The sequence below is a fragment of the Burkholderia sp. Ac-20379 genome, from assembly GCF_017104645.1.
In the GTDB taxonomy this organism is placed as follows: domain Bacteria; phylum Pseudomonadota; class Gammaproteobacteria; order Burkholderiales; family Burkholderiaceae; genus Burkholderia.
On record NZ_JAAGPF010000821.1, the window covers coordinates 1 to 724 of the forward strand.

At 73.3% G+C, this 724-nt stretch carries 1 protein-coding gene and 1 pseudogene; both read left to right on the forward strand.

The genetic code is table 11. The annotated features are described in order from the left end of the window. A pseudogene (locus tag G3N92_RS34805) lies at positions 1 to 224 on the forward strand (hypothetical protein); the annotation flags it as partial. Next, the coding region (locus G3N92_RS34810) for an FHA domain-containing protein (protein WP_206131973.1) at positions 221 to 724 on the forward strand (504 nt) is incomplete at its 3' end. The pseudogene G3N92_RS34805 and the gene G3N92_RS34810, both read left to right, overlap by 4 nt.

Consider the following 724-nt stretch of genomic DNA (forward strand, 5'->3'; position numbering starts at 1 on the left):
CGTGGTGCGCCGCCGCCGCCGGCTGGACGGGCGGCGATCTCAATCCCCGGCATGCGCAGCCGACGCCGCCGCCCGAGCACCTGAGCGCGCTCGCCGCGATGGCGGCGCTCGGCTACATGGCGGCGCTGGCGCCCGCGCAATTCGACGCCCGCCGGGCCGCGTTCGTGAACGACGCGCTCGGCTTGCTGGGCACCCCTGACGGTTTCGAAGGAGACGATCGATGAGCAACGTGCAAAGCCTGATTCTGTCGGTGCAGGGCGAACGGGCCGAACGGCTCGGCGCGCGCCGCGAGCACGCGTTCGACTGCCGCGACGGCAGCATCGGCCGCTCCGACGAGTGCGACTGGGTGCTCGGCGCGGATGGCGTGTCGCGCCTGCATGCGCTGGTGCGCTATCTGAACGGCCTGTATTTCATCGAGGACCGCAGCACCAACGGCATGCTGCTGAACGGCGCGTCGTTGCGGCGCGGCGAGCCGTCGACGCTGAAGCACGGCGACCGCCTGCAGATCGACACGTTCGAGATCGACGTGCGCCTGCAGGGTGAGGCCGCCACGCAATGGAGCGCGCTCGGCGACGACGGGCGGGCGGTGGCGGATACGGTGTCGCCGGCGGTGGCCGCCGCGTCGTCCGCGCCTGCGCCGCAATCCGCGCTGAAGCCCGCGCCGGGCGACGCGCTCGACTTGAGCCTGCTGCTCGCGCCGCGTCGCGGCGACGCGGCGGCAGGC